This is a genomic window from Serratia sp. FGI94, from assembly GCF_000330865.1.
GTDB lineage: Bacteria > Pseudomonadota > Gammaproteobacteria > Enterobacterales > Enterobacteriaceae > Serratia_B > Serratia_B rubidaea.
The window spans coordinates 4,244,216-4,269,376 of record NC_020064.1 but is presented as its reverse complement, the minus strand read 5'-3'; the positions used below and the strand labels follow the sequence as shown (position 1 = coordinate 4,269,376).

The following is a 25,161-nucleotide window of genomic DNA, read 5'->3' as shown; positions in this document are numbered from 1 at the left end:
ATTATAGGGCCACATCCTGTGTAAATAAACGGCATTGTTTCAAGAATGTGAACAAACAGTTGAACGGCTATTGACCGGAGAGCAACCATGAAAAACGCAGAACTGAACCAACGTCGTCAGCAAGCCACGCCACGCGGGGTGGGAGTTATGTGTGGTTTTTACGCAGAGCGGGCGGAAAACGCCACCCTGTGGGATGTGGAAGGCAATCAAGTTATCGATTTTGCGGCCGGCATCGCGGTGCTGAACACCGGTCACCGTCATCCGAAAGTGCTGGCAGCGATTGAGCAACAGCTGCAGGCCTTTACCCATACCGCCTACCAGATCGTGCCGTATGAAAGCTACGTCTCACTGGCCGAGCGCATCAACCAGCGCGCGCCGATCGACGGGCCGTGTAAGACCGCCTTCTTCACCACCGGCGCCGAAGCGGTCGAAAACGCGGTGAAAATCGCCCGCGCTCATACCGGCCGTCCGGGCATTATCACCTTTGGCGGCGGCTTCCACGGCCGCACCTATATGACCATGGCGCTGACCGGCAAAGTGGCGCCGTACAAACTGGGCTTCGGGCCGTTCCCCGGCTCGGTGTTCCACGGCCAGTACCCGAACGCGCTGCACGGCATCAGCACGCAGGACGCGATGAACAGCCTGGAGCGCATCTTCAAGGCGGATATCGACCCGAAACAGGTGGCGGCGATCGTGCTGGAGCCGGTGCAGGGCGAGGGCGGCTTTAACGTTGCGCCGGCGGAGTTTATCCAGGCGCTGCGCACGCTGTGCGATGAGCACGGCATCCTGCTGGTGGCGGATGAAGTACAGACCGGCTTTGCCCGTACCGGCAAGCTGTTCGCCATGGAGCATTACGACAGCAAACCCGATCTGATCACCATGGCGAAAAGCCTGGCGGGCGGCATGCCGCTGTCGGCGGTGGCGGGCCGCGCCGAGGTGATGGACGCGCCGGCGCCGGGCGGGCTGGGCGGCACCTATGCCGGTAACCCGCTGGCGGTGGCCGCGGCGCATGCGGTCATGGACGTGATTGATGAAGAGCAGCTGTGCCAGCGCGCGCAGCGTCTGGGTCATCATCTGGTGGAGGTGCTGCAGCAGGCGCGCGCCAGCTGTCCGGCCATCGCCGAGATCCGCGCGCAGGGGTCGATGGTGGCGGTCGAGTTTAACGACCCCGCCAGCGGCCAGCCGTCGGCGGAATTCACCCGTCAGGTACAGCAAAAAGCCCTGCAGGAAGGCCTGCTGCTGCTGAGCTGCGGCGTACACGGCAACGTGATCCGCTTCCTGTACCCGCTGACCATTCCTGAAGAACAATTCACCAAGGCGCTGGGCATTCTTTCCCGCGCGTTGGCTGAATAAGGAGCGCATGATGATGAAACTGAGTAACCCCGAGCTGCTGCGCAGCCAGTGCCTGATCGACGGCGAGTGGTGTGCGGCGCAGAGCGGCAAGCGTGAAGCGGTGATCAACCCGGCGACCGGCGAAGAGCTGGCCACCATCCCGCTGCTCGGCAGCGCAGAGACCGAACGGGCGATTGACGCCGCCCAGCGCGCCCAGCAGAGCTGGAAGCAGCAGACCGCCAAACAGCGTGCGGCGCTGATGCTGGCCTGGGCGGAGCACATTATGGCGGCGCAGGAGGATCTGGCGCAGCTGATGACCGCCGAGCAGGGTAAATCGCTGGCGGAGGCGCGCGGCGAAGTGGCCTATGCGGCGTCGTTTATTACCTGGTTCGCCGAAGAGGCCAAACGGGTGGACGGCGCGGTCCTGCAGGCGCCGCAGGCGTCGCAGCGGCTGGTGGTGATCAAGCAGCCGATCGGCGTGTGCGCGGCCATCACCCCGTGGAATTTCCCGGCGGCGATGATTACCCGCAAGGCGGCGCCGGCGCTGGCGGCCGGCTGCAGCATGATCGTCAAACCAGCGGAACAAACGCCGCTGACCGCGCTGGCGCTGGGCAAGCTGGCGCAGGACGCCGGCATTCCGGCCGGCGTGCTGCAAATCGTCACCGGCGAAGCGGCGCAGGTCGGCAAGGTGCTGTGCGACAGCCCGGTGGTGCGCAAACTGAGCTTTACCGGCTCGACCGAAGTAGGGCGCATTCTGATGGCGCAGTGTGCGCCGACGATTAAAAAGCTGTCGTTGGAGCTGGGCGGTAACGCACCGGTGATCGTGTTTGACGACGCCGACCTGGATGCGGCGGTGGCCGGCATTATGGCCTCCAAATTCCGCAACAGCGGCCAGACCTGCGTTTGCGCCAACCGTATCTACGTGCAGGCCGGCATTTACGATCGCCTGGCGGCGAAACTGGTGACGGCGGTCGAAGGGCTGCAGGTGGGCGACGGCGCGGCGGAAGGCACCACGCAGGGGCCGCTGATCGATAAGGCGGCGGTGGAAAAAGTGCAGAGCCATATCGACGATGCGCTGATCAAGGGCGCGCAAATCGCCACCGGCGGCCAGCCGCACGCGCTGGGGAGAACCTACTTCCAGCCGACGGTGGTGACCGGCGTGACGCAGCAGATGCGCTTTGCCAGAGAGGAAACTTTCGGCCCGGTGGCGCCGCTGTTCCGCTTCCAGGATGAGGATGAGGCGGTGGCGATGGCCAACGATACCGAATTCGGTCTGGCGGCCTACGTCTTTACCCAGAACGCCGCGCGTCAGTGGCGGGTGCCGGAGGCGCTGGAATACGGCATGGTCGGCATCAATACCGGCCTGATATCCAACGAAGTGGCGCCGTTCGGCGGCGTGAAGCAGTCAGGGCTCGGACGCGAAGGATCGCGCTATGGCATTGAGGAATATCTGGAGCTGAAATACCTGTGTATCGACGTGAACGCGTAACCACCGGGAACTTAACCCCGCCCGGCGGCGCTGTTCGCCGGGCCGCAGAGGATGACTTATGCCTGCTGAAAACATCACATTCTCTCCGGCGCTTGCCGCCGGGGAGCGAGCATCTGCACCCGCCAAATCGCTGAGTTTCCTTGAGGGCGTGGCGATGATTGTCGGCACCAATATCGGCGCCGGCGTATTGTCGATAGCCTATGCCTCCAGCAAGGCCGGCTTTTTACCACTGCTGTTCTGGCTGGTGTTGGTGGGCTGTTTGACCACCATCACCATGCTGTACGTGGCCGAGTCCACGCTGCGCACCCGCACGCACCTGCAGCTGAGCGGCCTGGCCAAGCGCTATGTCGGCGGCTTTGGCTCCTGGCTGATGTTCGCCTCGGTCTGCGTCAACAGCATCGGCGCGCTGACCGCCTATATGACCGGCAGCGGTAAACTGCTGCAATCTTTGCTGGGGATCTCGCCGGCGATCGGCAGCCTGCTGTTTTTTATCCCGGCCGCCGGGGTGCTGTATCTTGGCCTGAAAGCCATCGGCCGTGGGGAGAAGTTTATCAGTATCGGCATGGTGGTGATGCTCAGCGTGCTGGTGATCGCCACGCTGCTCAAAGACACCACCCAGATGGGGCGCCTGCTGGAGGGCGACTGGCGTTTTATGGTGCCGGTATTCAACGTGGTGGTGTTCTGCTTCTCGGCGCAGTATATCGTGCCGGAAATGGCGCGCGGCTTTGCCGATAAGCCGGAGCAACTGCCGAAGGCGATTATCGTCGGCATGGCGACCACCTTTGTGCTGCTGGCGGCGGTGCCGCTGTCGGTGATTGCGCTCAGCGGCCTGGATAATATCTCCGATGTGGCCACTATCTCCTGGGGGCAGGCGCTGGGGCAGTGGGCGTTCTTCTCCGCCAATATCTTCGCGCTGTGCGCCATGCTGACCTCTTACTGGGGGCTGGGCGGTAGCTTCCTGACCAATATTTTCGACAAGTTCCGCCTGGGCAACGACGAACTGCCGCTGCGTCGTTTCGGTGTGCTGCTGCTGGTGGTGCTGCCGCCGTTCGTGCTGGCGTACAGCGGTTTTGTCTCATTTGTGAATGCGCTGTACTTTGCCGGCGTGTTCAGCGGCGTGGTGTTGTCGGTCATGCCGATGCTGATCTTGCGCGGCGCACGCAAACACGGCGATATGACGCCGCGCTGGCAGTGCAACTGGATCACTCATCCGCTGCTGCAGGCCAGCATTGTGCTGCTGTATCTGGCCAGCGCGGTGTATGCCATTGCCTCATTGCTGGGCTATCTGCCGGCGGGTTGGTAACAGACTCCCTCAAGTGGTGTGTTTTTTCTCTGGATTGAGAACGGCGGCGTCGTGGCCGCCGATTTTTTTATGATTTTCCCGCAGAGAGTGCCAGCCAGGCCTGCAGAGACGGATGCTGCCACTGTCGTTGCACATAGCGTTGCAGCGTGTCCGGCAGCGGGTCGCCATTCATGGCCAGGCGGTTGAGCATCAGCGCCAGATCGCTGTCGGCAATGCACCAGTCGCCAAACAGATTTTCCTGCCCGTGTGCCAGCAGCCCGCCGGCGACGGCGATCAGTTTTTCCGCCGCGGCCTGCCCGTCGGCCGACAGCGCCGGCCGTTTCTCACCGTTAAAAATCACCTCGGTCGGCCGTTCTGCGCGCAGCGGCGCCAGATCGCTGCGCAGCCAGGCCTGAACCTCACGCGCCTGCGCGCGCAGCCTGACGTCAGCCGGGTACAGCGGGGAGTGCGGGAACAGCTCTTCCAGATATTCATCAATGGCCGACGATTCGCACAGGGTAAAGCCGTCGTGCGTTAGCGCCGGTATCCTTTGGAGCGGGGAAATATCGGTATAGGCGGCATGCTGATGTTCACCCCGGGACAGATCGATCGGCTTGACGGCGAAGGGAATATTTTTCTCGTGCAGCGCGATAAATACCGACATGGCATAAGGGCTGAAAAAGTTGGCATCGGTATAAAGTACGGTGTCGGGTTGGCTCATGGTGGGTCCTGTGATGTTGTGAGTCGATATCCCGCATTAATGCCGAATAAATCATCATAAATCAATGACAAAAACTAATGACTCATTAGTGGTGTTTATGTATATGTTATTGTTACAGTTCGGTATTTCAGTCTGCTTCACAGAATTGGTTAATTTCCCTCACTAATCATTTACCCCCAGCTAAAAGTGCGCTAGAAGTTACGATAGGTTGTTTTTTATTCTGCCATCTTCCTTTGGGTTGTAGCTTATGTTGGATCGAATTCGCGCGCACACGCCTCTTGGCCCCGATGAACTGATGTTCTGGTCGCTGCAGGGCAGCGAACAGCTCAGTCGTCCCTATGTTTTTCAGGTTGATCTGCTTAGCCAGAACTTCCATATCGACCGGCGCTCGCTGCTCGGTCAGACCGTCACGCTGGAAATCCCCACGCAGAATCTGCTGACGCCCCGTTACCTGAATGGCAAGGTGACGGCGGCAGCGGTGCGCAGCGAGGAAATCAATGATACGCGCTATGCGGTTTATCAACTGAAACTGGAGCCGGATATCTGGCCGATGCTGCGTGACCGCAACTTCCGTATCTTCCAGCAGCAGACGGTGCCGGACATCGTCAAAACCCTGCTGGCGGAGCAGAGCGTCGCCTGCGAGGACCAGCTGACCGGCAGCTACCGTCAGTGGGAATACTGCGTGCAGTACCAGGAAAGCAGCTACAACTTTATCAGCCGGCTGATGGAGTTGGAGGGCATCTACTATTTCTGGCGCCATGAAATGGGCAAACAGACGCTGGTGTTGATGGATGCGCCCCAGCAGCATAAGCCGTTCGAAGGTTACGAAAGCATTCCCTATCACGTTACGCCTTCCGGCGGTAGTACCAGTGAAGAAGGCGTCAGCCGCTGGGCGGTCAACGATGTGGTCACGCCGGGGATTTACAGCATTGACGACTACGACTTCCGCAAACCGAACGCCTGGCTGTTCCAGGCGCGGCAGAACCCCGCCTCGCCGCAGCCGGGGCAGATTGACGTCTATGACTGGCCGGGGCGGTTTGTCGATCACCAGCACGGCGAATTTTACGCGCGCGTGCGTCAGGAGTCCTGGCAGGCGGAGCATCAGCAGATCAGCGCCACGGCGACGGCGCTGGGCATTGCGCCCGGGCACACGTTTACCCTGCGCAATGCGCCTTACGCCGCTGATAATGGCCAGTATCTGGTGACACAGGCGGAATATCACCTGCGAGAAAACCGCTACGCCAGCGGCGGAGAGAGCAGTGAGCACCGCATCGACTTCAACGTGATGCCGGCGGATGTGCCTTTCCGGCCGGAGCAATTGGCCGAGTGGCCGAAGACCTGCGGGCCGCAGACCGCCAAGGTGGTGGGGCCGAAGGGGGAATCGATCTGGACCGATAAATATGGCCGCATCAAGGTGAAGTTCCACTGGGATCGGCTGGCGGCGGGCGACGACACCAGCTCCTGCTGGGTACGTGTTTCCAGCGCCTGGGCCGGGCAGGGCTTCGGCGGCGTGCAGATCCCGCGCGTTAACGACGAGGTGGTGATCGACTTTATTAACGGCGATCCGGACCGGCCGATCGTGATCGGCCGCGTGTATAACGAAGCCAGCATGCCGCCGTGGGCGCTGCCGGCGGCCGCCACCCAGATGGGCTTTATGAGCCGCACCAAAGACGGCACGGCGGACAACGCCAACGCCCTGCGTTTTGAAGACAAGGCCGGTTCAGAACAGGTGTGGATCCAGGCCGAACGCAATATGGACACCAACGTTAAAAACGATGAGAGCCATACCATCGGCAGCAACCGCACCAAAACCGTCGGCGCCGATGAAACCAGCCATATCAAACAAAACCGCAGCAAAAATGTCGACGGCAATGAGACGGTGGCCATCGGCCAGAACCGCACCAAAACCATCAGCGGCAATGAGACCACCACCGTGAAGCAGAACCGCACTGAAACGGTGGAGGGCAGTGAAACCCTGACGGTGCAGCAGAGCCGCAATGAAACCATCACCGGCGATCATTCCGCCACGGTGAAAAGCAACCATACCTCGACGGTGGAAGGTAATCAGGTGATGACGGTCAATCAGGATCGCACTCGCACCGTGAACGGCAATGAGAAAGTCAGCGTGGTGAAAAACCGCGACGTGGTGGTGCAGGGCCACCAGACGCTGGGCATTACCGGCAACCGCACGGCATCGATTAGCGGCGATGAGAACAAGGTGATCACCAAGAAGCAGGATGTCAGCATCGGCAACGGTCGCAATATCGTGATCGCCGGCGGTGATACGCGTTATACCGACGGTGCGGTAAGCGACGGCGCGTCGCAAAGTTTCAATATCAGCGTGGGTGACTCTGCCGGCATCTCGATTTTGCCCGGCAGCATTGAGATTGTCGCCGGCGGCGCCAGCATCACCATCAACGGGAGCGGTGTTATGGTCAACGGCACCAAAATAGAACTCAATGCCTGAGCAGATATCCATGATGCAGAGCCATGCAAGAAACCCCACCGAGCAGTTGATGGCCCAGTTGGAAGGGCAGTGGCTGGAGGCCAGTGAAGATCCGGCTGCGCGCCTGTTTATCTGGCGGGTCAGGGCCAATGCCGAAAGTATCGTGCATGCGTTTATCGCGCTGCAGCAGCAGCCGCCGAGCGACTACAGCGCGCCGGACCTGTTTATCGGCTTTATGGCGCCGTTCGACACCGGCTACGGCTACAGCCGGGCGCTGGCGGATGAGCTGATAGAGCGTTACGAGGCCAGCGAAGACGCGCACGGTTGGGATTTTGAGTCCCGTTTACCGTGTTTTAGCGCTGCGCAATGGCAAACCTTACTCGGTGATTTTGCCGAGCATCACCGCGAGCAGTTGCGCTATGTGGTGGCGGTGATGACGCCGGAACATATCAGTGATGAGGCGGCGCTGCAGCGCTGGCTGCAGCAAAACGTCGAGCGCATTGCTGCCGGGGTGCGCGTGATGCTGATTGATACGCTGGAACAACCGACCTGGCAGGCGCTGCAGCAGGCATTTCCCCAGCGCGTACGGCTGATAACGCCGGATATTGACGGCATGTCACTGATGCAGCAAACCGCCAGCCAGCTCAGCGATCGTGATGGCGACCGCCTGCGCTGCCGGCAGTTTATGACCGATGCGGTGCTGCTGCTCGAGCGCGGCACGGCACAGCAGGTTGAGGCGCGAGCCGGAATGGCGCTGGCGATTGCGCGAAAAAAAGGATGGCTGGAGCAGCAGGTGGTGATGCACAACATCATTGGCGGCGGCTGGGTAAAGGGCAATGCCGCTGCTAAAGCGGTGGAGGAGTACAGTCTGGCACAGCAGGTTGCGCAGGGCATCGGCGATTCGTCACTGCGCGCCACGCTGCAGATGCAGAGCGCATTCGGCGAGGGCGGTGCCTGGTTCAGCGCCGGCGAGTATCAGAAGGCGGCCGGCGCCTATCGACTGGCGGCGGGGTTGGCGCACATGGCGGGCAACCGCATGCTAACTATTGAAGGGATGCGGATGGCGGGGCGCTGTTTGGTGCTGGGTGGTGAGGAGAGTCAGGCGATGGCGGACTATGCGCAGGCGATCCACGCCGCGCGGTCGTTGTCCGCCGAGGAGCGCGCGCAGACCACTTTGCCGCTGGCACTGCAGGATTTACTGCATATTCAGGATGATAAACGCGCCCAGGCGCTGGAGCACTGCGCCGAAGAGTATCAGCAGCGCAAGCAGCAGCTGATTTTACGTGCGGAGGGCGAGGTGGCGCAGCAGGGGGCAACGCCTCAGGCGGTGAAGCTGGCGGAGAACCGCCTGCAGCAGGGGCTGGAACAGAGCTTCCAGCAGGCGCGCAGCCAGCGTGAACAGCTGATCCTTGAAGGCTATCCCGGCTTTCGTCAGGCGATCGCCATCGGCCGTCAGTATTTGCATCTGCACTGGAACGGCCTGCCGGAGATCGCCCATCCGTTTGATGCGCCGACCGGCGAATGGTCGCACATGCCGCAAAGTATGGCGCTGTCGTCGGAAGATGCCGCCAGCGAGTTTATTCAGCAAAACGAAGGCAAGGAACAAGCATGAGGAAGGTAGTGATTATTGTGGCGATCACGCTGTTGGTGGTCGGTTTTATCAGTTTGTCGGACAGTGAGCTGGCTAACGAGGCGCGTAATTTCCTGCGCGCCTTGCTGCGGGCGCTGTTCTGACGTCGGAACCAGGGAAGGTATAGCCGATGCATTCCAGTTCGCACTTTGATCCTCAGTTGGGGATCGATATCCATACCTATCCGTTCGGACCGCTGCCGACGCCCCATATCGGCCTGGTGTTCGACGTCTTTGACTACATTCCGATTATCGGCACGACGGTGAACGTCAACGGTATCAAGCGCGCCAGCGCCGGCACCGGCGGCATGGCGGTGCATATCCCGATCGGTGGCGTGTGGCTGCCGCCGCTGCGCGCGCCGGGCGGCCCGCAGCTGGGGGATGACGAGCTGTTTATGGGCAGCCGCACGGTGCGGGCGGACGGTGAACCGTTCGCCCGCATCACCATGCCGGTGCTGAGCTGCAACATGCTCGGCATGATGCCGCCGTTCCGTCCGAAGCGCGCCGCCGAGCCCAAGCCGCTGTCGCTGATGATGCCACTGACCCTCAATCTGGCGATCCCCAGCCGGGTGATCGTCGGCGGGCCGCCTACCGTCAACGTGATGGCACTGCTGATGCGCGCCGGCCTGAGCGGCCTGGGCAAGGGACTGAAAAAGCTTAAAAAAAGCGCCGGCTACGGCAAGTTTATGAAGCAGTTTCAGGCGCTCCGCCAGAGGCTGTTTAAAAATATGGACTCCGGCTTCCTCAAGTGCAAGGTGCTGCGGGCCGAGCCGGTGGATATCCGCGACGGCAGCGTGGCGCTGGCGCAGCAGGATTTTTTACTGCCGGGGCGGCTGCCGCTCTCTTGGACGCGCAGCTACTCGTCGGCGGATATCGACGAAGCCGGTTACTGCGGCCACGGCTGGGCCACGCCGGCGGATATCACCCTGACGCGCGATGCGGGCGGGCTGATGCTGCTGATTCGCCCAGAGGGCATGACCGCCTTTGGCGACCTGCCGGCGCAGCCGGGGCGCGAGCACGCGGCGGTGGGCCTGCCGGACGGCGGGCAGCTGTGGTGGCAGCAGGAGGAACGGCAGCGCCGCTGGATCTACGAAGACAGCGACGGCGTGCATCATCATTTTGATGACGACGACGGCGACACGATGCCGCTGGCGGCGCTGGGCGACCGCAACGGCAACCGCTGGCAGTTTGTGCGCCGGCAGGGACAACTGACGCGGCTGATGGAGTACGCCGGTGAGGCAGTGACCGGGCGCGAGGTGCATGTCACCGTCGAGCACGGGCGCATCATCGCCATGCGCCTGTACGAGGCGGCCAATGACGCCTACTCGCCGCTGACCCGCTATGAGTATGACGGTGAGGGCCAGCTGGCGGCGCAGATTGATGCGCTGGGGGCGGCGCGGCGCTTCGGCTATCAGCGCCGGCGCATGACGCAGCACCAGGACCGCAACGGCCAGCGTTTTTATTACGACTACGACGCCGACTGGCGGGTGGTGCACGCCTGGGGCGACGGCGGGCTGTACGACTACCGCTTTGTCTATCACGATGTGCTCAATGAAGTGGCGGTCACCGACTCGCTCGGCCACACCTCGCATATCCGCTTCGACAGCGGCGGGCTGCCTATTAGCGAGATCGACCCGCTGGGCGGCAACACGGTGTTTACCTATGACGACCTCGGACGGCCGCTGAGCGTGACGCAGCCGGACGGGCGACGCTACCAGTGGGAGTATGACCCGCAGGGGCAAATCGCGGCGGAGATCGGGCCGGACGGCAGCCGGCTGAGCCTGGAGTATAACGCGCTGGCGCAGCCGGAGACGGTGATAGACGAGAACGGCGCGCAGTGGCGGATGGCGTACGATGCGCGGGGCAACCTGCTGTCGCAGAGCGATCCGACCGGGGTGACCCGGCGTTATCGCTATGATGCGACGGGGCAGCCGGAGGAGTATCTGGGGGCCGACGGCGAACGGCAGACGCTGGAATATGACCGCTACGGCTTCCCGCGGCGGGTGACGAGCAACCAGAGCGGGACGCTGCAGCTGCGCTTTGACGTGCGCGGCAACCTGCGGCTGAAAACCGATGCGCTGGGGCAGCAGACCCGCTATGAGTATGACGCGAAGGATCGGCTGACGGCGCAGCTGTCCGCCTCGGGGGCGCAGGTGGCGATCGACTACGACCGCGAAGATCAGCCGCTGTGCTACCGGGATGAGGCAGGGCGGGAGACGCGGCTGCGCTATAACGGCACCGGGATGGTGACGGAGTGCCGGACGGCGGACGGCGAGCGGGTGGCGTACCAGTATGACACCGAAGACCAGCTGACGGCGGTGGTGAACCCGCTGGGGCAGGCGTGGCGGCTGCAGCGCGACGCGCTGGGGCGGGTGACGGAGGAGCGTGACTACTGGGGGCAGGCGACCGGTTACCGCTGGGATGCGGGCGGCAGCCTGCTGCAGCGCACCGATGCGCTGGGGGGTACGCTGACGTACGCCTACGACCGGGCGGGACGGCTGCAGGAAAAACGCAGCGGCGGCACGCTGCTGACGCGCTACCGCTATGCGGCGGACGGGCAGCTGACGCAGTGCGAGAACCGCTGGCGGCAGCTGGCATGGCGCTACGACGCGGCGGGCCGGCTGTTGGCGGAGTCGCAGGACGGCTTTACGCTGCGGCACCACTACAATGACGCCGGGCAGCGTATTCTGCGTGAGAGCGACGGCGGACACCGGGTGGCGTTCAGCTGGAGCACGACGGGGCAACTGGCGGCGATAGGGCTGAATGACGATGCGCCGGTGGCGCTGGGCTATGACGCGGCGGGCCGGCTGTGCCGGGAGCAGCTCGGTGAAGGGCTGGTGCGGGAGCTGACGTATGACGGCGAGGGGCGGCTAACCGCCCAGCACACGCTGCAGGGTGAGCTGCCGCTGTTCTCGACCGGCTACCGCTACGACCTGCAGGGCAACCTGACGGCGCGGGAGGACAGCGGCTGGGGCACGGACCGCTACCAGTATGACGCGGTGGGACGGCTGCTGGCGCACGTCGACCCGGCGGAGCGGGTGCGGCGGTTTATGCACGACGCGGCGGGCAACCGGCTGGCGCTGACGGTGCGGGCGGTGAACGAGACGGCGGAAGGGTGGTTCCGCGAGGGCTGGCACAATGATACGCGCTACGTGTTTGACCGTGCGGGCAACCTGCGGCAGCGGCGCTATACTGACGGCAGCCGGCAGGATTTTGTCTGGGATGAGAGCCAGCAACTGGTGGCGGTGCACCAGGGCGAGTCGGTCACGCACTACGCCTACGACGGGCTGGGGCGACGGATAGGCAAGCAGACGGCGACGGAGAGCCGCTGGTTCTACTGGCAGGGCGACGCGCTGCTGGCGGAGGTGGCGGAGCCGGGCGGTGAGCCGCTGCGTCCGCTGGCGCTGTACGACGTGGCCGGTCGGCTGCAACGTGAGAAGCGGCAGGCGGCGCTCTTTAACAATCTGCGGGAATACGTCTACTACCCCGGGAGCTTCCGGCCGTTCGCGCTGCTGACGCAGCAGGAGGGGGGACGCAGTAGCTACCACTACCACTGTGACCCTAACGGCGCGCCGGTGCGGCTGACCGACGTGCAGGGCGGGCTGGTGTGGTCGGAACAATGCGGAGTCTGGGGCGAGCCGGGGGCGGTGCATGCAGACCGGGTGGCCAACCCGCTGCGCTTCCAGGGGCAGTACTTTGATGCGGAAACGGGGCTGCACTATAACCGCTACCGCTACTACGATCCGCAGATCGGGAGCTATATCAGTCAGGATCCAATAGGGCTGGCTGGGGGGAACAACCCGTATAGTTATGCGCCGAATTCTCTTAGCTGGATAGATCCTCTAGGGTTATCAGGGACAGGAGTACCGCATGGTTTTAAAAGTTTTGGACAATTTAAACAATTTGGCCAAGCATTACAGGCTGGAATGAGTAGATTAGGATATCCCGGCACTGTCTCATATATGCAAGGAAGTTCAGTGTCTGGTGTAAGCTTTTCTACAGGGCAACCTTTTGATGTTGGTCGTGTTAGTGATTTTGATGTTGCTATTTCACACCCAGAGCTATATCAGAGAGCAGAACAGTTAGGGATAGGAAAAGGTGGTCGAACTGGGCCAATTGATATGGGTAGTGATATGGCTAAGAAATTAGGTATTGATGATACTTTACAAAAATTGTCTAGAATGTCAGGTGGTAGACCTGTAAATGCTATGGTTTTTGAGTCTCCTGCTGAAGTCAAAGCGAAGGGGAAAGGAACTAGAATTCCTGGGCAATGTGGTGGGTGATAAATGAAAAAATTATACTTCCTAAAATACGGTAGTGATAAATCTAAAGAAGAAATAAGCGAATTACTGGATAATAAATGGGATATAACTTGCTCTGAACATGATAGCTCCTATTTTGGCGTATACCTCTCTTATTCTGGTCTTTATGCAGATAAATTAACTATCACGGATAATTATATCCTAGCATCCGAAGAATGGTTGGATGAGGAAAATAAGCACTTTAACACATTAGTAAAAGTATCTTTTATCAATGGGAAAAATGCTGACAAACTGAGCAGGTATAAATTTTTGAAAAGCTCGTTTAAACAGATGGATATACTATCGCTTATCAGTGATGAATGCCTTGAAGAAGAGTAATTAACATTAGATAAGTTGCCTGAAAGATCTCTCCTGGGTCTTTCAGGCTATATTTATTATTTTCTACGCCAACATATATTCTGTCGTACCTGAATCATCATCTTGTCGGGTATCACGCTAATCGCCAACGGTTTCCCGGTCAGGTCGATTCACGTAGACACATGCCGCATGCCAAGATAAATCATCCCATTAGAAGGGGTATTTTAAGAAAAAACTCAATTCATAAATTAGAACTGTATAAGGATAATGCACGAAAATAACTGGTATTCTATACCGCCAGTGTGGCAGTGCATCGACGACCGGAGATTTTTCCGGGACGTTATGATGCCGGCTGGAAAAATAGCGAGTAAGTGCCGATTGTCTGTGAGCTGAGTTTTTATCCTCGGCGGATATATGTTTACCGCCGCACATTTAATTTCATTAGGGATTTTTATGCGTTTATATCATCTGGCGTTAATACCTCTGCTGGTGATTACTGCCTGTAATCAATCAACGAGCCCCCCTTCCAGCGTACTCTCGACCGTACCCTATCAACGACAGGTGGTTGTTGATAACTCTCGGTTAGAAATATCTAAAAGTGCGCTGGAATACAATATCCATAAGATTCAGACGCTGCTTGGGGATAAAACAACGCTGTGCGCTATTTTAAAAGGTGATGCCTATGGTCACGATCTCTCGCTGGTCACGCCTGTCATGATTGAAAACAATGTCTCCTGCATTGGCGTTTCCAGCAATCGGGAGTTGAAAACCGTGCGTGAACTCGGCTTTAAGGGCCGTTTAATGCGGATGCGCAGTGCTAACGAGCAGGAAATGCGCCAGGCTATTGAGTATGATACGGAAGAGTTGGTAGGCAATCTGGATATGGCGAAACGCCTGGATGCTTTGGCCGCCCAGCAAGGTAAAACGTTGCGTATCCACCTGGCACTTAATTCTGGCGGCATGTCACGTAACGGGCTGGAGGTCAGTGCTCAGGCCGGCCTGGATGAAGCAAAAACGATTGCTCAATTACCGCACCTGAAGATTATCGGCATTATGTCGCATTATCCGCAAGAGGATGCGGCGGCGGTGCGCCAAGATCTTGCCCGTTTCAAGGTGCAGTCCCAACAAGTTCTCGCTATTACCGGTCTAAAACGCGATGAGGTGATGCTTCATGTCGCCAATACCTTCGCTACCCTTACCGTGCCGGAGTCCTGGCTTGATATGGTGCGCGTTGGCGGCGTGTTTTATGGCGACACCATTGCCAGTAATGATTATAAACGCGTGATGACGTTTAAGTCCTCGGTGGCTGCGGTTAACCATTATCCAAAGGGGAATACGGTGGGTTATGACCGTACTTATACACTCAAGCGCGATTCGGTATTGGCTAACATTCCTGTCGGCTACGCCGATGGTTACCGCCGGGTATTCAGTAATGCCGGCCATGTCCTGATTCATGGGCAGAAGGTGCCGGTGTTAGGTAAAACCTCAATGAATACCATTATGGTGGACGTAACGGATGTGAAAGGCGTGGTCTCCGGGGATGAGGTTGTGCTATTCGGCAAGCAAGCGGGAACGGAAATTACCGCTACTGAGGTCGAAGATATCAGCGGCGCGCTGTTCACCGAAATGTCAATTCTCTGGGGAGCCACCAATCAGCGGGTGCTGGTAGATTAATCGACGGTGGCCTGCGTCATTTTATTGCCACTGGAATACAGAACAACAAAAAAGCCACTCGTAGGAGTGGCTTAATTATATGATTTTAAAACTAAAATTTGGTGGCCCCTGTTGGGTTTGAACCAACGACCAAGCGATTATGAGTCGCCTGCTCTAACCACTGAGCTAAGGGGCCATGCGGCAAGGATTATACGGTAGGGGATAGCGCAGGTCTACAGGCAGAATGTTGTGTGGTGCTTTTATACACAGCTGTAGCCTGTTGTAATTACTGACGGATTTTGCGATAACCAACGCTATGACTTGCTAAGGACTGTCGACATTATGGAACTTTTGGCGCCCCATCTGCGGGTGGTGTTTTGCGGCATCAATCCCGGCCTTTCTTCTGCCCATCGTGGCTATCCGTTTGCCAATGCCAGCAACCGTTTCTGGAAGGTGATTCATCTGGCGGGATTTACCGCCCGTCAGCTGGCGCCGGAGGAGTGGCAGCAGCTGCAGGAGTACGGCTGCGGCATTACGGCGCTGGTCGCGCGCCCGACGGTGGCGGCCAGCGAGCTGGCGCGTGAGGAACTGCGCCGCGGCGGCGAGGCATTAAGCGATAAAATTCTGCGCTGTCAGCCGCGCGCGCTGGCGATCCTCGGTAAACAGGCGTTCAGCGATGCCTTCGGCATCCGTAAGGTGAGCTGGGGGCGGCAGGCGCTGACGATTGGCGATACCGAGGTGTGGGTGCTGCCCAATCCCAGCGGGCTTAACCGCGCGACGCTGGAGTCGCTGACGGACAGCTACCGCCAACTGGCGTCGGCGCTGGAAAACGGACAATAAAAAACCCCGGCATGCCGGGGTTTTTTTCATGGACCGATTAGTCGTCCAGGAAGCTGCGCAGCACTTCAGAGCGGCTCGGATGACGCAGCTTACGCAGCGCCTTCGCTTCGATCTGACGGATACGCTCGCGGGTAACGTCGAACTGTTTACCCACTTCTTCCAGCGTGTGGTCGGTGTTCATATCGATACCGAAACGCATACGCAGTACTTTCGCCTCACGCGCGGTCAGGCCGGCCAGCACGTCGTGCGTTGCGGAGCGCAGGCTTTCCGAGGTGGCGGAATCCAGCGGCAGCTCGAGGGTGGTATCCTCGATGAAATCGCCCAGATGTGAATCTTCATCATCACCGATCGGCGTTTCCATCGAGATCGGCTCTTTGGCGATCTTCAGCACTTTGCGGATCTTGTCTTCCGGCATCAGCATACGTTCAGCCAGCTCTTCCGGCGTCGGCTCGCGGCCCATTTCTTGCAGCATCTGGCGCGAAATACGGTTGAGCTTGTTGATGGTCTCAATCATATGCACCGGAATACGGATGGTGCGCGCCTGATCGGCGATGGAACGGGTGATCGCCTGACGGATCCACCAGGTGGCGTAGGTCGAGAACTTATAGCCGCGACGATATTCGAACTTGTCTACCGCTTTCATTAGGCCGATGTTGCCTTCCTGGATCAGATCGAGGAACTGCAGACCGCGGTTGGTGTATTTCTTGGCGATAGAAATAACCAGACGCAGGTTGGCCTCAACCATCTCTTTCTTGGCGCGGCGCGCCTTGGCTTCGCCGATGGACATGCGGCGGTTGATATCCTTGACCTGCTCGATGGTCAGACCGGTTTCTTCTTCGATCTGGCGCAGTTTCTGCAGGCTGCGCTGCACGTCTTCGGCGACGTCTTTCAGTTTTTCCGACCATGGCTTGGCCATTGCCAACGCGGCTTCAAACCAGGAATCGCTGGTTTCGTTGCCGGCGAACAGCGTGACGAAGTTTTTCTTCGGCATTTTGCACTGCTCAACGCACATCTTCATGATGATGCGTTCCTGGGTGCGTACGCGGTCCATCATGGTGCGCATGCTGTTGACCAGGAAGTCGAACTGCTTCGGTACCAGGCGGAACTGTTTGAAAACCTCAGACAGCTTCAGAATTTCTTCTGCGGACTTGGCATGGCTGCGGCCGTTGGCCTTGATCACCTGACGCGTCGCTTCGTACTGCTCGCGCAGTTCGGTGAACTTCTGACGGGCAACTTCCGGATCGATGCTGTTATCGTCTTCGGAATCGTCGTCTTCATCGTCCTCATCGTCGTCATCGTCCTGCTCTTCGGTCGACAGCTCGGAGCCGATATGGGTGGCGGTCGGCGCAAGGTCCTCTTCCGCGTTCGGATCGACGAAGCCGGTGATCAGATCGGACAGGCGAGATTCGCCCGCTTCAACGCGATCGTACTGTTCAAGCAGATAGGTGATGGCTTCCGGGTATTCGGCAACCGAGCACTGCACCTGGTTAATACCGTCTTCGATGCGTTTGGCGATGTCGATTTCGCCTTCGCGCGTCAGCAGTTCAACGGTACCCATTTCACGCATGTACATGCGTACCGGGTCAGTGGTGCGGCCAATCTCGGACTCAACGCTGGAGAGCACCTGAGCAGCCGCTTCTTCAGCATCCTCATCGGTGTTGTTTGAGTTTTCAGCAAGCAACAGGTCATCGGCGTCCGGCGCTTCTTCCATCACCTGGATGCCCATGTCGTTAATCATCTGGATGATGTCTTCGATCTGATCGGAGTCGACGATATCTTCCGGCAGATGGTCATTGACCTCAGCATAGGTCAGATAGCCTTGCTCCTTACCACGGGTGACAAGTAGCTTAAGCTGTGACTGCGGGTTTTGCTCCATAAGACGGTATCCACACTTCAGAGTATTTGGGTTGGTGTCGGTCGGCGAAACCGCCAACAATAGCATTTGGGGCGTTTTTGTTATTGCCGCGGCCCACTATGGCAGCATCTTGCAGGGCTTTGCCCTCGCTTTTAGCGGCACTTAAGCCGTTTGGTATTCAGTCTTTCTTCGCTAACGCCAGCTGCAATGACCACAGCTCCTGGCGCTCAGCGGCGTTCAGGCCGTGCGTTCTGTCACGGGCTATCAGCTCTTCCTGCCGCTGTTCCAGCACTGAGTCATAAAGATTCGTTAGCGTGTCAATAAAATGTTGTTCAACCATATCCTCAACGATCATATGGTTCCATGTGGCCAGCGTTTCAAGCTGCTGGCTGAATTTGTTGTCGCGATACAGCTCCAGAAGCTGTCCGGTGGTCAATCCCGGCTGCGACAAACAGGTTTGCACCAGTTCGACAAACAGCGGCAGCCCCGCCTGTTTGGTCTGCTCCAGCCCGTCCAGCGACGGCACCAGCGCGGCGAGCTGCGGATTTTGCACCAATAATCCTATCAGTATACGCATGGTTGTGCGTTTTAGCTGGGGCGCCTGATAAGTATTGGCGTTTTCAGCCTGTTTGGGCATTAATCTGTCGAGCTGGCTGTCGTCCAGCAGCCCCAGCTTGTTGCCGAGCTGCTGGCGCAGATACAGGCGCAGCGTTTCGCCGGGCACCTGGCTAATCAGCGGCAGCGCCAGCGCGCTCAGCTTGGTGCGTCCGTCCGGGCTGCTCAGGTCAACCTGCGGCAGCAGGGTTTCGAACAGGAAAGTGGAAAGCGGCTGCGCCTGCTCCATCCGCTGTTCGAAAGCCTCTTTACCTTCCTGGCGCACCAGCGTGTCCGGATCTTCACCGTCGGGTAAAAACATAAAGCGCAGCTGCCGTCCGTCGTTCAGGTAGGGCAGTGCGGTTTCCAGCGCGCGCCAGGCCGCTTCTCGGCCGGCCCGGTCGCCGTCATAGCAGCAGACCACGTTGTCGGTGGCGCGGAACATCAGCTGAATGTGTTCCGCCGTGGTCGAGGTGCCGAGCGAGGCGACGGCATAATCGATGCCGAACTGCGCCAGCGCCACCACGTCCATATAGCCTTCCACCACCAGCAGGCGCTGCAGCTGCTTGGGGTGGCTCTGCTGTGCTTCATACAGGCCGTACAGCTGACGACCTTTATGGAATACTTCGGTTTCCGGCGAGTTCAGGTACTTCGGCATGCCGTCGCCCAGTACGCGACCGCCGAAGGCGATCACCCGCCCGCGCTTGTCGCGGATCGGGAACATGACGCGTTCGCGGAAACGGTCGTAAGAACGCCCTTGATCGTTAGTCACCAACATGCCGGCATCGTTCAATGCGGTGCGGCCGTCGCGCTCGCGACCAAAGCGTTTTAATGCGTTATCCCAGCCGGCGGGGGCGAAACCGATGGCGAAATGGCGGATAACCTCGTCACTTAATCCGCGCTGCTGCAGGTAATCACGCGCCTGCTTGCCGTTCGGTTGCTGCAGTGACTGCTGATAGAACGTGCTGAGCTGTTCCATCAGTTGGTAAAGACTCTGCCGCTGATGGCGTTCGATCTGGCTTGGCCCGGTGCCGGCCTCGTAAGGCACTTCCAGCCCGTGCATGGTCGCCAGTTCCTCGATGGTTTCGACAAACTCGAGTCTGTCGTAATTCATCAGGAAATCGACGGCGTTGCCGTGCGCGCCACAGCCGAAACAGTGGTAAAACTGTTTTTCACCGTTCACGGTGAACGAGGGCGTTTTCTCGTGGTGGAACGGGCAGCACGCGTGGTAGTTCTTGCCCTGCTTCTTCAGCTTCACCCGGGCGTCGATCAGATCGACGATGTCGGTGCGCGCCAGCAAGTCATTGATAAATACACGCGGGATTCGTCCAGCCATAAGCCTCGGTTCGACTGCCTATAAACGAGAACAAGCCGCGCATTCCTTTCGGAAAGCACGGCCTTCGTATGCAACTACTCGGTCTGCGTGTTCTTGAGAAAGAAAAAAATCACGCGGCGGGGTTACCCCCGAAGGATTAATACAGACGAGTGCGGCGTGCGTTTTCGCGAGCCAGTTTCTTCGCGTGACGTTTCACAGCGGAAGCTTTAGCGCGCTTACGTTCGGTAGTTGGTTTTTCATAAAACTCACGACGACGAACTTCAGCTAAAACGCCTGCTTTTTCGCATGAACGCTTGAAACGACGCAGAGCAACGTCAAATGGCTCGTTTTCACGTACTTTAATTACCGGCATGTGCCTCTCACCTCAATAGAATTCGGTTTGCTGCTGGCCAAGCGCCAGCCTTTTCAAAATGGTGCGGAATTTTACTCCAACGGATGCTGCTTTGTAAAGCATCAAGTCAAAGAGAAAGCCGTCCGCCGGCGGGTGCTATCCGAATCAAGCTGCGCAATTTTGCGTCGGCCGCTGATTATAGACTAATCAGAAAAAATTGCCCGTTTTTAATTGCCGGCACATTTTTCGAGAGAATCAGCGACATAGCGGCGGGGCGTGGCTAAAGCGCGTGCGGCTGGCAGAAAATCGCGGCGATTGTGCTAAACTGGCGGCCGCACGTGAATGATGGGAAAGGTAATGCGAGTACTGGGTATAGAAACGTCCTGCGATGAAACCGGAATCGCAGTGTATGACGATCGGGCCGGTTTATTAGCCAATCAATTGTACAGCCAGGTGAAGCTGCATGCCGACTACGGCGGCGTGGTGCCGGAGCTGGCGTCACGCGATCACGTGCGCAAAACCGTGCCGCTGATTCAGGCGGCGTTAAAGGAAGCGAATCTGAGCGCGGCGGATATTGACGGCGTCGCCTATACCGCCGGCCCCGGCCTGGTGGGCGCGCTGCTGGTCGGCGCCACCATCGGGCGTGCGCTGGCGTTCGCCTGGAACGTGCCTGCGGTGCCGGTGCACCATATGGAAGGCCACCTGCTGGCGCCGATGCTGGAAGACAATCCGCCGGCGTTCCCGTTTGTGGCGCTGCTGGTGTCCGGCGGGCATACCCAGCTTATTAGCGTGACCGGCATCGGCGAATACACTCTGCTGGGCGAGTCGATTGACGACGCGGCGGGGGAAGCCTTCGATAAAACCGCCAAACTGTTGGGGCTGGACTATCCCGGCGGGCCGATGCTGTCGAAAATGGCGCAGCAGGGCCAGGCGGGGCGCTTTACCTTTCCGCGGCCGATGACCGACCGCCCGGGGCTGGACTTCAGCTTCTCCGGCCTGAAAACCTTTGCCGCCAATACCATTCGCGGCAACGGCGACGATGCGCAGACCCGCGCCGATATCGCCCGTGCGTTTGAGGACGCGGTGGTGGATACGCTGGCGATAAAATGCAAACGCGCGCTGGAGCAGACCGGCTTTAAACGCCTGGTGATGGCCGGCGGCGTCAGCGCCAACCGCACCCTGCGGGCGAAACTGGCCGAGATGATGCAAAAGCGCGGCGGTGAAGTGTTCTACGCCCGTCCGGAGTTCTGCACCGACAACGGTGCGATGATTGCCTATGCCGGCATGGTGCGGCTGAAAAACGGCGCCAACCCGGAACTGAGCGTATCGGTGCGGCCGCGCTGGCCGTTGGCGGAACTGCCGGCGGTATAAACCGCGGCGTTGCTGACAGATATTGCAAAACAGGGGCCGGATCATCCGGCCCCTGTTTATTGTGATTACTCTTCCGGCTTGTCGGCGTCCGCGGCATCGCCCTTGTTCTTGCGGAACTTTTTCCAGATTTTCCCTTCCTGCCCGCGCCACAGGCGCTGGATATTATCGTGGTGACGCATCAGGATCAGGCAGGAGAGCATCGCCACCGGGAAGGTGAACTGCGGTTTGAACCACCAGACGTAAAAGGGAGCAATCAGCGCGCTGACGATGGCTCCCAGCGAGGAGTAGCCGCTGAGCAGCACGGTCAGCAGCCAGGTGCCGGTCATCAGCCCGGTCAGGTCCCAGCCGATGGGCGCAATGGCACCGAAGGCGGTGGCGACGCCCTTGCCGCCGCGGAAATGGAAGAATACCGGATAGATATGACCCAGGCAGGCGGCGATCGCCGTCAGCCCCAGATAGAGTGGCGGTACGTTGAGCTTATACGCCAGCCACACCGGCAGCATCCCTTTCAAAATGTCGAATACCAGCACCGCTGCCGCTGCAACGCGGCCGCCGATGCGCAGGACGTTGGTCGCCCCGGGGTTTCCTGAGCCATGTTCGCGCGGATCTGGCAGCCTGGCGATCCGGCAAACCAGGATCGCGCTGGAGATGGAGCCACACAGATACGCGAAGATAATCATGCCAAGCGCGGTAGCACTCATAACGCGGTTCCGTTTAATAATGGTCGTTTTAATCTCAACATCTATGGATAATACGCATATTCCGCTGGAAGTGGTATCCGGCAAGGCCAAAAACAGAGAATGACGTGATGGATATCGTATTTATTGAGGAACTTACCGTAATCGCCACCATTGGCGTTTATGATTGGGAACAAACGATTCGCCAGAAACTGGTGTTCGATATCGAAATGGGCTGGGATAACCGCAAGGCGGCCGCCAGCGATGACGTCAACGACTGTTTGAGCTATGCCGATATCAGCGAAGCGGTGATTCAACACGTTGAATCCGGGCGCTTTGCGCTGGTAGAGCGTGTTGCTGAGGAAATATCCGAAATATTGCTCCAGCGCTTTAAATCCCCATGGGTCCGTATTAAGGTCAGCAAGCCGGGCGCGGTGGCGCAGGCCAGCCGGGTTGGCGTCGTGATCGAACGAGGCCGGCGTCCGGCGTGATAACTGTCATGCTGATGCAACGAAAGGCCATTAACGTGGTCTGAAACGCAGAATTGTTTTAGCGGCAATGTCTTAAGCACTGCCGCTTTTTTATGTTTATAGCGGAAGAATTGTGGGGTAAGCGCGCACATGGCGGACATGCATTCACTGTTTGTGGCATTTGTTCTTGGGGTCGTTGAGGGATTAACGGAGTTTCTGCCGGTGTCTTCAACCGGGCACATGATTATCGTGGGCGAGTGGCTGGGCTTTACCGGCGACAAGGCGAAAACCTTTGAAGTTATCATCCAGTTAGGGTCGATCCTGGCGGTGGTGGTGATGTTCTGGCGACGTCTGTTCGGCCTGATCGGCATCCATTTCGGCGGCAAGCCGGTGGCGCACGAGGGGCATACGCCGGGCCATCTGAAGCTGACCCACATTCTGCTGGCGATGGCGCCGGCAGTGGTGCTGGGGCTGCTGTTCCATGATGTGATTAAATCACTGTTCGAGCCGAAAAACGTGATGTATGCGTTGGTGATCGGCGGCGTACTGCTGCTGACGGCGGAATGGCTGAAGCCGAAAAAGCCGCGTGCGGTTGGGCTGGATGATATCACCCACCGTCAGGCGTTTATGATCGGCTGTTTCCAGTGTCTGGCGCTGTGGCCGGGCTTCTCGCGCTCCGGGGCGACCATCTCCGGCGGCATGCTGGTTGGCGTCAGCCGCTATGCGGCTTCCGAGTTCTCCTTTATCCTCGCGGTGCCGATGATGATTGGCGCCAGCGGGCTGGACCTGTACAAGAGCCTGCACTTCCTGACGTTGGCGGACCTGCCGATGTTTGCCGTCGGTTTTGTTACGGCTTTCTTGGTGGCACTGGTGGCGATTAAGACCTTCCTGACGCTGATTAAGCGCATCTCGTTTGTGCCGTTCGCCATTTACCGCTTTATCGTTGCGGCTGCGGTATACGTGGTATTCATGTAAGCCGCAGGTTGGTGATAGAATAATAAAAAAACCTGCATAGCGGGGTTTGAGGTTAATGACAAAGTGGTCTGAGAGTCCGAGATACTCGGGCCTAGCGTAACGAGGGGCACTATGGGACGCATCCCTGCGTCCCACCCTACGGGCCAGCCTGGCGGCTGTTCAAATTTGCTCCCGGCAAATTTGTCCGGCGGCTTACGCCGCTACGACCCCATCGCCACGCTCTCCCTAATAACAGGCTTTGTCAGCAGCCTGAAACCCCGCATCGCGGGGTTTTTTTATGGGGGCTACGGCTGGGGCTGCGCCGCTTTCCAGGTTGCTAGCGCCTGTCGGCGTCGGCGCTGCACTTCCTCACGAATCGCCGGGCCCTGCAGGCCGCTGGCCACCACCTCTTTCACCGATACGTCGCTGGCTATCCGGTAAGCCTCGCGCAGATAGTCGCCCTGCGGATACGGCTGTTCCTCAAAGCCGGTGCGGCCGCGCGCGTCGGCCTCGCTGGTCAGAATGATTTGCTCCAGCCGCTGCGGCTTGCGCCAGACGTCAATGGCGTCGAACAGCTTAAGCAGCGTTTCCGGTCGCAGTTTGTTTACCGTATGAATCAGATCGTGATATTCGGCCACCAGTTTGGCCAGATCGCGCAGCGGGTTCGGCACCCTCAGACGCTGGCACATGGCTTCGACCAGGCGCACGCCTGCCGGCCCGTGGCCGTGGTGATGCGGCCAGTATTCTTTGGGCGTCAGCCCCTTGCCCAGATCGTGACACAACGCGGCAAAGCGCACGTCCGTCTCCGGACTGAGCCGTGCGGCGATCGCCAGCGTCATCAGGGTATGGATGCCGGTGTCGATCTCCGGATGCCATTTCTCCGGCGCGGGTACGCCGAACAGCGCGTCGATCTCCGGGAACAGTACGCCCAGCGCATGGCAGTCGCGCAGCACCTGGAAGTACACCTGCGGGCTGCGGCTCTGCAGCGCTTTTTCCGTCTCTTTCCAGACGCGTTCGGCGGTCAGCGCCGCCAGTTCGCCGCTGTCGGCCATCTGGCGCATCAGCGCCGCGGTTTCCGGCGCAATGGTGAAGCCCAGGTGGGCAAAGCGGGCGGCAAAGCGCGCAACGCGCAGTACGCGCAGCGGGTCTTCGCCAAACGCCGCCGAAACGTGGCGCAGCACGCGGGCGTTGAGATCCTGCACGCCGTGATAAGGGTCGACCAGTTCGCCCTCGGTGGTTTGCGCAATGGCGTTGATGGTCAGATCGCGCCGCAGCAAATCCTCTTCCAGCGTCACATCGGGGGCGGCATAGCAGGTAAAACCGGTATAGCCGTGGCCGGATTTGCGCTCGGTGCGCGCCAGCGCGTATTCCTCATGGGTTTGCGGGTTGAGAAAGACCGGAAAATCTTTACCGACCTGCTGGTAGCCCTGCGCCAGCAACTGTTCCGGCGTCGCGCCGACCACCACCCAGTCGCGGTCGACCACCGGCAGTTCCAGCAGGCTGTCGCGCACCGCGCCGCCAACCAGGTAAATTTTCACTGTCGTACTCCTGCGGTTAATACA

The 25,161-nt window shown here is 59.2% G+C and carries 19 protein-coding genes and 1 tRNA gene; 13 read left to right on the top strand and 7 right to left on the bottom strand.

Annotation, left to right across the window (positions count from 1 at the left end; genetic code table 11):
- Positions 1-87: 87 nt before the first annotated feature.
- The 3 genes from D781_RS19430 to D781_RS19420 are packed head-to-tail and all read left to right on the top strand — an operon-like array spanning position 88 to position 4,124.
- Entirely contained in the window at positions 88-1,353 is a 1,266-nt protein-coding gene (locus tag D781_RS19430) for a 4-aminobutyrate--2-oxoglutarate transaminase (RefSeq protein WP_015961939.1), read from the top strand.
- A 13-nt stretch (positions 1,354-1,366) separates the two neighbouring features.
- Positions 1,367-2,821, top strand: coding sequence for an NAD-dependent succinate-semialdehyde dehydrogenase (locus D781_RS19425; protein ID WP_015961938.1), 1,455 nt, complete (start codon positions 1,367-1,369; stop codon positions 2,819-2,821).
- A gap of 58 nt (positions 2,822-2,879) precedes the next feature.
- Entirely contained in the window at positions 2,880-4,124 is a 1,245-nt protein-coding gene (locus tag D781_RS19420; RefSeq protein WP_015961937.1) for an amino acid permease, read from the top strand.
- Positions 4,125-4,191: 67 nt separating this feature from the next.
- On the opposite strand, the gene yfcF is transcribed toward D781_RS19420, so the two are convergent.
- Complete coding sequence (yfcF, locus tag D781_RS19415) at positions 4,192-4,824, bottom strand: glutathione transferase (RefSeq protein ID WP_015961936.1); 633 nt, start codon at positions 4,822-4,824, stop codon at positions 4,192-4,194.
- Between the two features lie 247 nt (positions 4,825-5,071).
- Here yfcF and tssI point away from each other — a divergent pair, with 247 nt between their 5' ends.
- The 6 genes from tssI to alr all read left to right on the top strand — a co-directional run bounded on the left by tssI (position 5,072) and on the right by alr (position 15,192).
- Positions 5,072-7,291, top strand: coding sequence for a type VI secretion system tip protein TssI/VgrG (gene tssI / locus D781_RS19410; RefSeq protein WP_015961935.1), 2,220 nt, complete (start codon positions 5,072-5,074; stop codon positions 7,289-7,291).
- A gap of 10 nt (positions 7,292-7,301) precedes the next feature.
- Positions 7,302-8,882, top strand: a complete 1,581-nt coding sequence (locus D781_RS19405) for a hypothetical protein (RefSeq protein ID WP_015961934.1) — start codon at positions 7,302-7,304, stop codon at positions 8,880-8,882.
- Positions 8,879-9,004 (top strand): hypothetical protein, encoded by a 126-nt coding sequence (locus D781_RS24305; protein ID WP_015961933.1) that lies wholly within the window; start codon positions 8,879-8,881, stop codon positions 9,002-9,004. The genes D781_RS19405 and D781_RS24305 overlap by 4 nt, the downstream gene beginning before the upstream one ends.
- 26 nt (positions 9,005-9,030) lie before the next feature.
- On the top strand, positions 9,031-13,182 hold the full coding sequence (locus D781_RS19400; RefSeq protein WP_015961932.1) for an RHS repeat-associated core domain-containing protein: 4,152 nt from the start codon (positions 9,031-9,033) through the stop codon (positions 13,180-13,182).
- A gap of 3 nt (positions 13,183-13,185) precedes the next feature.
- Complete coding sequence (locus tag D781_RS19395; protein WP_015961931.1) at positions 13,186-13,539, top strand: hypothetical protein; 354 nt, start codon at positions 13,186-13,188, stop codon at positions 13,537-13,539.
- Between the two features lie 426 nt (positions 13,540-13,965).
- Positions 13,966-15,192 carry an alanine racemase gene (alr, locus tag D781_RS19390; protein WP_199557173.1) on the top strand — a complete coding sequence of 409 codons (1,227 nt, stop codon included), beginning with the start codon at positions 13,966-13,968 and terminating at the stop codon, positions 15,190-15,192.
- A 99-nt stretch (positions 15,193-15,291) separates the two neighbouring features.
- On the opposite strand, the gene D781_RS19385 is transcribed toward alr, so the two are convergent.
- A tRNA-Ile gene (locus D781_RS19385) sits at positions 15,292-15,367 on the bottom strand.
- A gap of 146 nt (positions 15,368-15,513) precedes the next feature.
- On the opposite strand from D781_RS19385, the gene mug reads away from it, so the two are divergent.
- The gene (mug, locus tag D781_RS19380; protein WP_015961929.1) at positions 15,514-16,011 is read left to right on the top strand and encodes a G/U mismatch-specific DNA glycosylase; all 498 of its coding nucleotides are present in this window, start codon (positions 15,514-15,516) and stop codon (positions 16,009-16,011) included.
- A 37-nt stretch (positions 16,012-16,048) separates the two neighbouring features.
- Here the strand turns inward: mug and rpoD are convergent, their stop codons facing one another.
- The 3 genes from rpoD to rpsU all read right to left on the bottom strand — a co-directional run bounded on the left by rpoD (position 16,049) and on the right by rpsU (position 20,148).
- Positions 16,049-17,887: an RNA polymerase sigma factor RpoD gene (gene rpoD / locus D781_RS19375; RefSeq protein WP_041411910.1), complete on the bottom strand. Its 1,839-nt coding sequence runs from the start codon at positions 17,885-17,887 to the stop codon at positions 16,049-16,051.
- 157 nt (positions 17,888-18,044) lie between these two features.
- Positions 18,045-19,796, bottom strand: coding sequence for a DNA primase (gene dnaG, locus D781_RS19370; RefSeq protein WP_015961927.1), 1,752 nt, complete (start codon positions 19,794-19,796; stop codon positions 18,045-18,047).
- 136 nt (positions 19,797-19,932) lie between these two features.
- Positions 19,933-20,148: a 30S ribosomal protein S21 gene (gene rpsU / locus D781_RS23080; RefSeq protein ID WP_001144069.1), complete on the bottom strand. Its 216-nt coding sequence runs from the start codon at positions 20,146-20,148 to the stop codon at positions 19,933-19,935.
- 336 nt (positions 20,149-20,484) lie between these two features.
- On the opposite strand from rpsU, the gene tsaD reads away from it, so the two are divergent.
- Positions 20,485-21,498 carry a tRNA (adenosine(37)-N6)-threonylcarbamoyltransferase complex transferase subunit TsaD gene (tsaD, locus tag D781_RS19365; protein ID WP_015674033.1) on the top strand — a complete coding sequence of 338 codons (1,014 nt, stop codon included), beginning with the start codon at positions 20,485-20,487 and terminating at the stop codon, positions 21,496-21,498.
- A 65-nt stretch (positions 21,499-21,563) separates the two neighbouring features.
- Here tsaD and plsY read toward each other — a convergent pair whose 3' ends face one another.
- Complete coding sequence (plsY, locus tag D781_RS19360; RefSeq protein WP_015674032.1) at positions 21,564-22,199, bottom strand: glycerol-3-phosphate 1-O-acyltransferase PlsY; 636 nt, start codon at positions 22,197-22,199, stop codon at positions 21,564-21,566.
- Between the two features lie 107 nt (positions 22,200-22,306).
- On the opposite strand from plsY, the gene folB reads away from it, so the two are divergent.
- Both folB and bacA read left to right on the top strand, forming a co-directional pair.
- Positions 22,307-22,666: a bifunctional dihydroneopterin aldolase/7,8-dihydroneopterin epimerase gene (gene folB, locus D781_RS19355; RefSeq protein ID WP_015674031.1), complete on the top strand. Its 360-nt coding sequence runs from the start codon at positions 22,307-22,309 to the stop codon at positions 22,664-22,666.
- A gap of 129 nt (positions 22,667-22,795) precedes the next feature.
- Positions 22,796-23,620, top strand: a complete 825-nt coding sequence (bacA, locus tag D781_RS19350; RefSeq protein WP_015674030.1) for an undecaprenyl-diphosphate phosphatase — start codon at positions 22,796-22,798, stop codon at positions 23,618-23,620.
- Positions 23,621-23,904: 284 nt separating this feature from the next.
- Here the strand turns inward: bacA and D781_RS19345 are convergent, their stop codons facing one another.
- A complete protein-coding gene (locus D781_RS19345; protein ID WP_015674029.1) occupies positions 23,905-25,137 on the bottom strand; it encodes a multifunctional CCA addition/repair protein in 1,233 nt (410 codons plus the stop codon).
- Positions 25,138-25,161 lie beyond the last annotated feature (24 nt).